This window comes from Neiella marina (genome assembly GCF_002165625.1).
GTDB classification, from domain to species: Bacteria; Pseudomonadota; Gammaproteobacteria; order Enterobacterales; family Neiellaceae; genus Neiella; species Neiella marina.
Window position 1 is genome coordinate 211,929 of sequence record NZ_NGNS01000005.1, and the last position, 7,973, is coordinate 219,901.

Below are 7,973 nucleotides of genomic sequence, written 5' to 3' on the forward strand. Positions count from 1 at the left end.
CAATATTTATGAAAATTGGAATTAGTCTCGTTATCAAAATCATCTGGCATAGTTATTGCCTTTTGCTAGTACATGGATTCCGTTACCGATGTTTCACCTGTCTAAATAGTCAGGTTTATTGATAGGGAGCAATATGCGCTTAGAGTTACTCGGCCTGAGCAAACGATATCCCGGATGTGTGGCTAATGATGCCGTTAGCCTAAAAGTTGAGGCAGGCGAGATTCATGCCATCCTGGGCGAAAACGGTGCAGGTAAAAGCACCTTAATGAAGATGATCTATGGCGTGGTCAAACCCGATGAGGGACAAATGCTATGGAACAACAAAGAGGTTGAGATCAAAGGTCCAGCGCATGCTCGTCAACTCGGCATGGGGATGGTGTTCCAGCACTTTTCATTGTTTGAAACCTTAACTGTGGCTGAGAACATTGCGTTATACCTAGACCCGAGTGAATTGGGCAGTATGGCTGCATTACGACAGCACATTGAGCAAGTTGCCAACGAGTATGGCCTCGCGATTAATCCTGATAGAAAAGTCGGTAGCTTATCGGTCGGCGAACAACAACGTGTTGAAATTATTCGCTGCCTAATCCAGGACATTCAGTTGTTGATCCTTGATGAACCGACTGCTGTGTTGACACCTGCTGAAGCTGAACACTTGATAAAAGTGTTAAAGCAGCTGGCAGCGAAGGGCTGCAGCATCCTCTTCATATCTCACAAATTGCATGAAGTGAACGCCCTTTGCGATCGCGCCACTGTGTTGCGTGCGGGCAAGGTCACTGGTAGTTGCGTGCCGCGTGATACCTCTCCGGCGGAGATGGCACGCTTGATGTTGGGTGACGGCCTGACACTAACCAAAGCCTTTGAACCCGGTCCCAGTGGCGATGTGCTGCTGCAACTGAAGGATATCGAGGTGCCACCAACCGATCACTTTGCCATCCATTTGCGTCAGCTCAATCTATCGTTACGGCGAGGAGAAATTATCGGTTTAGCTGGGGTTGCAGGTAACGGGCAAGATGAACTGGTTGATTTGCTCAACGGCGAGTTAAGCGCAACTAAAGGTCAAGTGCTGTTAGCTGGGGAGCCGATCCAACGACTTGGCGTACAGCAACGACGCCATAAAGGAATGGCTGTGGTGCCGGCCGACAGAATTGGTCGTGGCGCCGTCGCCACCATGAGCCTGAGTGAAAACAATTTGCTCACCGGTTGTATTACCCACGGCGCTAAAGCTGGCTTGATTGACTGGAAAGTTGTCAGTGCGAGGGCAGAGCGCATTATTTCCCATTACAAGGTAAAAACCAGCGGCAAGACTGAAATGGCTGGCAGTTTATCCGGTGGCAACTTGCAGAAGTTTATTCTTGGTCGAGAAATCGAGCAGGCACCGCAAGTACTGGTTTGTTTTCATCCAACGTGGGGTGTTGACGTCGGTGCTGCCAATCTAATTCACCAGCAGTTGATTAAGTTGCGGGATCAAGGGGCGGCGATCTTGCTGCTCAGTGAAGATCTTGATGAACTCTATCTGTTGTCTGATCGCTTGGGAGCTTTGTGCGCTGGTCAGTTATCTCCGGTGGCGCCAAAGTCAGAGGTATCGCTGGAGCGATTGGGGCAGTGGATGGCAGGCCAGTTTGATGCTCAACATGACAAGGAGACCTGTCATGCGGATTGAAAAACGGCTACAGCCATCGCGCGCCATGGTGCTGCTATCACCAGTGTTGGCGCTGGTGCTGACGCTCATCGCCGGAGCCTTGCTATTTAAGATGCTCGGTCATCCGGCGGGGCTGAGTCTTTATAACTACTTTATCAATCCGATTAGTGATTGGTATGGCGTCTCTGAGTTACTCGTTAAGGTCACACCGTTACTACTTTGTGCCATTGGTTTGATGCTTTGCTTTAAAGGCAAAGTTTGGAACATTGGTGCCGAGGGGCAGTTTATTTTCGCTGCGTTAGTGTCGGGTTATGTGTCGTTGCAATTGATGGCCGTCGAAGGCTTTTGGGTACTGCCAGTTATCATTGTCGCCGGCGCGTTAGCCGGCATGGCTTGGGCGGCAATAGCTGCGCTGCTGAAAACGCACTTTCAAGCCAGCGAAATCTTAACCACCATCATGCTCAATTACATCGCCCTGAATCTGTTGCTGTGGGGCGTGCACGGGCCGTTAAAAGATCCCGATGGTTACAATTTTCCAGAATCGGCATTGTTCGCTGACCATACCTTGTTGCCGCTGCTGTCAGAGGATTACCGGGTTACCGTTGCCATCTACATCGCCTTGCTGATGCTGGCTGTGGTTTGGTTTGTGCTTAGTAAAAGCATCTTTGGTTTTCAGATCAGAGTAATGGGCGAGAGCGCCGGTGCAGCGAAGTTTGCCGGCTATAAAAATCGTTTGCTGGTATGGAGTTTACTGCTGTTTAGTGGCGCCATGGCTGGCGTAGCTGCGGTATCTGAAGTCAATGGCCCGGTTGGTCAGTTAATCCCAACCCTCAACCTTGGTTATGGCTATGCCGCGATTATCGTGGTGTTTATGGGGCGTATGCACCCCATTGGCATCTTGATTGCCAGCTTTTTGCTCGGCCTTACCTACGTCGGTGGAGAAATGGTGCAGATTGAGCAAGGCATGCCGAAATCGATTGTCGGCTTGTTCCAAGGCATGTTGCTGTTCTTTCTATTGGCCTGTGACCTGCTCATTCAATATCGCCTTGTCCTACCCGGATTCGGACCCATCCGGTTGCCCTCTGACCGTACAAAACAGGTAGCGTCATAATGGATATTGCATTTATCGATAACGTACTTTTTGCCACCGTACGAACAGCCACACCGCTATTGCTAGTGGCACTGGGAGTGATGATTTCAGAACGTTCCGGAGTCCTCAATTTAGGCCAGGAAGGGATGGTACTGGTTGGTGCTGCGTTGGCATTCATCGCCGCCTATGTCACAGGCAATATGGGCTGGGGCATCATTGCCGGCGCCTTCGCTGGCATGTTGGTGTCGGTGTTGTTCGCCTTCATTGCCTTATCATTGATGGCCAATCAGGTTGCCACTGGCCTTGCTTTAACCATCTTTGGCACCGGTTTGAGTGCTTTCGTCGGCGCCGATTATGTCGGTCAATCGATCGCTGGGCTGAGTCCAATTTCAATTCCGCTGCTGAGCAGCATCCCATTCATCGGCAAAGCTTTTTTCGCCCAAGACATCATGGTGTACCTCAGCTTTTGCTTGTTCGGCGGCCTCTGGTGGCTGATGCGGGCAACGCGTCTTGGTTTAATTATTCGCTCGGTTGGGGAAAACCCTGAAGCCGCCCATGCACTGGGCTATCCGGTCCGCAAAATTCGTTATTGTGCGGTGCTATTCGGCGGCGCCATGGCAGGGTTGGCGGGGGCATATTTGTCACTGGCATACACCCCAATGTGGTCGGAAGGCATTGCTGCTGGTCGTGGTTGGATTGCCCTTGCGCTGGTTGTATTCGCCAGCTGGCGCGCCAATCGGGTGTTGTTCGGTGCTTGGTTGTTTGGTTTTGCCAGTATTTTGCACCTGTTGTTGCAAGGCTATGGCTATGCCATCAGTCCCAATTTATTGGCCATGCTGCCGTATCTGGTGACCATTATCGTGTTGGTGATCATGATGCAACGCAAGCAGGGCGGCAGTGACGCGCCGCGTTCCCTTGGCCGGCCATTTTCACCATCCAGATAACGTCAAACAATTTTTATAATAATGAGGAAGAGAACATGTTGTTAACCCGTTTACGCCAGACATTGGCATTGCTTGCTTTGGTTGCTGTTGGAAATGCCGTGGCAGAGCCATTGAAAGTTGGTTTTGTTTACGTCTCTCCGGTTGGTGATGCAGGTTGGACGTATATGCATGAGCAAGGCAGGCAAATTGTTAGTGAGGAATTTGGTGATCAAATTGAAACCTCATTCGTTGAAGGTGTGGCAGAAGGAGCAGACTCTGAGCGGGTGATCCGTAACTTGGCAAAGTCTGGTTATGATCTGATTTTCACCACCTCATTTGGCTATATGAACCCAACGATTAAGGCGGCTAAGCGTTTTCCTCGGACTACCTTCGAACATGCCACTGGCTACAAGATGGCCAAGAATGTTGGCAATTACATGACTCGCGATCATGAAGCGCGATATTTAGCCGGTATGGTCGCAGGTGCTATGTCAAAAACCGACGTTTTAGGTTTTGTTGGTGCGTTTCCAATCCCGGAAGTGATTCGTGGCATTAACGCCTACATGCTAGGTGCACAGCAAACTAACCCAGATATCAAAATGAAAGTGATTTGGGTCAACACTTGGCATGATCCGGCGCGTGAACGTGAGGCGGCAGAAAGTTTGATGCTGCAAGGCGCCGATGTGCTGGCGATGCACACTGATTCACCTGCCGTGATTCAGGCTGCAGAGGCCAATGGCAAGTACGCGACTGGGTTTAATTCCGATATGAGCGCCTATGGTCCTAAAGCTCATCTGACCTCTGCAATGCAACACTGGCATAATATGTATCGCGCTAAAATTCAGGCGGTTCTCGATGGCAGCTGGAAACCAACGTCGGTTTGGCATGGCCTTGCAGAAGGTGCGAACGATATTGCGCCTATTCACAAGGATGTGCCAGAACCAATTGTTGCACTTGTTGAGCAACATAAAGCCCAAATCATTGCTGGAGATCGCAGCGTTTTTCAAGGGCCAATATACAATCAAAGCAACACAATAATGGTCTCGGATGGCCAACAAATGACCGACGCTGAGCTGCTGAAGTTCAACTGGTACGTCAAAGGAATCGAAGGAAAGATCCCTCAATAATTACAGGTGAGTATCTGCGCTATGTCGCCAAAGAACATACAAACACAACAGGATTTTGACCCGTCGGAAACGCCGACGGGTAAGTATAAGCCGGGCAAAATTAGAGATCGAAATCTAACCACGATCATCACTGCTGCGGCGGAAGAGTTTGTCCACAACGGTTATAAAGGAGCCAGCATTCAAGCGATTGCCGACCGTGCTGGGATCCCCAAAGCCAATGTTCATTATTACTTTAAGAGCAAATCAAACCTTTATGTCGCTGTGCTCGACAACTTAATCTCCTTGTGGAATGACTTTTTAAGTACCGTGAGCGAAGACGATGACCCGGCAACCGTTTTGGATTTATTTGTCCGCAAGAAAGTGGAAATGTCGTACACCCACCCTCGCTCATCGAAGCTGTTTGCGATGGAGATCATTCAAGGTGCACCGCATTTAAAAGAGTACTTGCGCACTGATTTACGCCAGTGGGTGAGAGATAAAACCAGAGTATTTAATGCTTGGATTGAGCAGGGCAAAATGGAACCGGTCGACCCGGTGCATCTGATTTTCTTGATTTGGTCTTCGACTCAGCATTATGCCGATTTTGATGTCCAGATCCTCACCATCATGAATCGTGCTGAGTATGAACAGGACATGATTGATGACATCGCTGACTTTCTCAGTGGCATGATTTTGCGCGGTTGTGGCCTGACGCCAGCAACGAAAACCGCAGGCTAAAGGCATAAACCGATGACGAGCAAGGACAGGCTCTGGATAAAGCAGCCATTGGTGTGTTGGACCGGCAATGAACAAGATGCTGGTCATGGTGTGGTGATTGAAGACGACCGCATTGTTGAATTGGTCGCTACTGGTCAAACACCCAAACTAAGTTATAACCGCCAGTTTAATGCCGCTAACTTGGTGCTGCTGCCGGGGCTAATCAATTGTCATCATCACTTTTATCAAACCTTAACGCGAGCGGTTCCCGCGGCATTAAATAAAGAGCTGTTCCCTTGGCTTCAAACCTTATATCCGATTTGGGCAAATCTGGACGAAGAGTCGATTTATTTGTCGACCCAGCTCGCTTTAGCTGAGTTGTTATTATCGGGTTGTACCACGGCGGTTGATCATCATTATATTTTTAGCCAATCGCTACAACATGCGACGGATGTTCAAGTGGAAGCGTCGGCTACCACTGGCGCCAGAGTGGTGCTGACACGAGGCTCAATGAGCCTTGGCCAATCCGCTGGCGGATTGCCGCCTGACAGCGTGGTGCAGCAGGATGAGCAGATCTTGCTTGAAAGTCAGCGATTGATAGACGCCTTTCACCAATCACACAGCGGCAGCAAATGCCAGATTGCCCTGGCACCTTGCTCGCCATTCTCGGTCACACCTGAGTTGATGAAACAAACGGCTGAGCTGGCCAAACGTAATGACGTGTTACTGCATACTCACTTGGCTGAAACCGAGGACGAAAACCAGTTCTGCTTACGCCAATTTGGCATGCGGCCACTGGATTATTTGGAGTCCGTTGGCTGGTTGCAGCAACGCACTTGGTTGGCCCATGGCATCCACTTTGATGCGGCTGAAATATCACGGTTGGGTCAGGTTCAGATTGGTATCAGCCACTGTCCATCTTCCAACATGGTATTGGCGTCAGGGATTTGCCCGACTCAAGAGCTGACCAATGCAGGTGTTCGGGTTGGTTTGGGCGTTGATGGCTCGGCATCAAATGATGGTTCTAATCTGATTCAGGAAACTCGCCAAGCCATGTTGTTGGGGAAACTAAAATATGGCGCCGCTAACTTCAGTCATCACCATGCGTTGCAAATGGCAACAGCTGGCGGCGCGGCCTTACTCCATCGGCCAGAATTGGGCTCAATTGCCGTTGGACAGCAAGCCGATCTGGCGTTGTTTAGCCTTGACGAACCGCGCTTTTCCGGCGCCGCCGATCCGTTGGCCGCCTTGCTTTTATGTGGCGCTCATCAAGCCAAACACGTCATGGTTGCTGGCCAATGGCAGGTCACCGATGGTGCCATGGTCAATCTCGATATTGAAGCTTTGGTTGCTAAGCATCAAGCCGCAGCACAACGCTTACTCAAACAGATCGGCTAAGCGCCGATAAGCCTTTTTTGCTCTCTGCATCAGCCTAGTTGGTACAGCCGTTGCACTTCCTCCTTGTGTCCTGAATCAACCCCATGATTTAAGCAGCGTTTAGCGCTTTTGGTGATACTACCGCACCATTAAATGCTGTTCGTTTGGTCAGGATATGTGCAGGCGCACCGGGAACGTGCGGTTTCGCGGCACTGAATAACTACAAATAATATCGCTGGAGGTATGACATGAAACACCTTTTAATCCTCGCCATGACGGCAATACTAGGCGCATGCAGTTCGACTCATACAACGCCACCATTGGCGAAACAGGGGGTCACTAAAGTTGGTGTTGTCGTTCTTGTCGACGAAGCACCGACCCATGTTCACAAAGGCAGTTTGGCATATTTTGACTTCGCTGAATCAATAGCGTCTGAACATAACTATCAACAACAATTGGGCGAAGAGGTTAGTCGCTTGTTAAAAGGCGCTAATCATCAAACGGTCGCCATTGCACCGACCGCTACATTAATGGCTGAGCGGGCAGACTTGTTTACCTATCTTTCTGCCAATATGGCGTTCGAGAAGGATGTTGCCAATGAACTAGCCAGTTTGGCATCCGCCAATCAACTGGACTATGTGATTGCGGTGTACCCAAAAAACGCGCCGGTTGAGCGCAATGCGAGGGACTATGTCTCTGGCTTAGGGCTCTATAGTTACTGCAACTTTGGCCAATGTAGTGTTGATGTATTGAGTAGTCTGGATGCTCGCATTTATGACGCAAGCGCTGGCAAAGCTGTCGCTTTATCGGCATTTGAACCGTACCAACGAACAAGGTTGTCGACGGTCGAATTACCTGATGATCCAGCTAGCTTGTCGCCTGCCACGGTCGATGCTGCGGCACAACAAGGGGTAGACGAATTTGTTCAACGCTTGTCTGTGATGTTAAAGCAAGCCGGTATGGTCTAGAAGACGACTTGTGTGTCTAACAGTCACTAAAAAGCCCGCTATTAGCGCAATGCTGATCAGTTAAGGATCGGTTGACCGATCTTCTGAACATAGGACAATCCGGTTTCCCCTTATGGAGCCGGATTTTTTTATGTCTATTACTGCCGTCCT

General features: G+C 49.9%; 7 protein-coding genes. All 7 read left to right on the plus strand.

Translation table 11 applies throughout. The features are described from left to right. Nucleotides 1-133 precede the first annotated feature (133 nt). Complete coding sequence (locus tag CBE68_RS06860) at nt 134-1,663, plus strand: ABC transporter ATP-binding protein (protein ID WP_087505317.1); 1,530 nt, start codon at nt 134-136, stop codon at nt 1,661-1,663. After that, nucleotides 1,653-2,753 carry an ABC transporter permease gene (locus CBE68_RS06865; RefSeq protein WP_087505318.1) on the plus strand — a complete coding sequence of 367 codons (1,101 nt, stop codon included), beginning with the start codon at nt 1,653-1,655 and terminating at the stop codon, nt 2,751-2,753. The genes CBE68_RS06860 and CBE68_RS06865 overlap by 11 nt, the downstream gene beginning before the upstream one ends. After that, nucleotides 2,753-3,676, plus strand: a complete 924-nt coding sequence (locus tag CBE68_RS06870; RefSeq protein WP_087505319.1) for an ABC transporter permease — start codon at nt 2,753-2,755, stop codon at nt 3,674-3,676. Before CBE68_RS06865 ends, CBE68_RS06870 begins: the two co-directional genes overlap by 1 nt. Before the next feature lie 35 nt (nt 3,677-3,711). Next, nucleotides 3,712-4,782 carry a BMP family ABC transporter substrate-binding protein gene (locus CBE68_RS06875; RefSeq protein WP_087505320.1) on the plus strand — a complete coding sequence of 357 codons (1,071 nt, stop codon included), beginning with the start codon at nt 3,712-3,714 and terminating at the stop codon, nt 4,780-4,782. 21 nt (nt 4,783-4,803) lie between these two features. Then, nucleotides 4,804-5,499: a TetR/AcrR family transcriptional regulator gene (locus CBE68_RS06880; RefSeq protein WP_087505321.1), complete on the plus strand. Its 696-nt coding sequence runs from the start codon at nt 4,804-4,806 to the stop codon at nt 5,497-5,499. Nucleotides 5,500-5,511: 12 nt separating this feature from the next. Continuing rightward, entirely contained in the window at nt 5,512-6,876 is a 1,365-nt protein-coding gene (locus CBE68_RS06885; protein ID WP_087505322.1) for an 8-oxoguanine deaminase, read from the plus strand. Nucleotides 6,877-7,103: 227 nt separating this feature from the next. Then, entirely contained in the window at nt 7,104-7,823 is a 720-nt protein-coding gene (locus CBE68_RS06890; RefSeq protein WP_087505323.1) for a hypothetical protein, read from the plus strand. The last annotated feature ends 150 nt before the right edge of the window (nt 7,824-7,973 follow it).

What these genes read in the sequence shown, in the direction of transcription:
- CBE68_RS06865 (WP_087505318.1), top strand. Translation starts at nt 1,653, where the DNA reads ATGCGGATTGAAAAACGGCTACAGCCATCGCGCGCCATGGTGCTGCTA.
- CBE68_RS06870 (WP_087505319.1), top strand. Translation starts at nt 2,753, where the DNA reads ATGGATATTGCATTTATCGATAACGTACTTTTTGCCACCGTACGAACA.
- CBE68_RS06875 (WP_087505320.1), top strand. Translation starts at nt 3,712, where the DNA reads ATGTTGTTAACCCGTTTACGCCAGACATTGGCATTGCTTGCTTTGGTT.
- CBE68_RS06860 (WP_087505317.1), top strand. Translation starts at nt 134, where the DNA reads ATGCGCTTAGAGTTACTCGGCCTGAGCAAACGATATCCCGGATGTGTG.
- CBE68_RS06885 (WP_087505322.1), top strand. Translation starts at nt 5,512, where the DNA reads ATGACGAGCAAGGACAGGCTCTGGATAAAGCAGCCATTGGTGTGTTGG.
- CBE68_RS06890 (WP_087505323.1), top strand. Translation starts at nt 7,104, where the DNA reads ATGAAACACCTTTTAATCCTCGCCATGACGGCAATACTAGGCGCATGC.
- CBE68_RS06880 (WP_087505321.1), top strand. Translation starts at nt 4,804, where the DNA reads ATGTCGCCAAAGAACATACAAACACAACAGGATTTTGACCCGTCGGAA.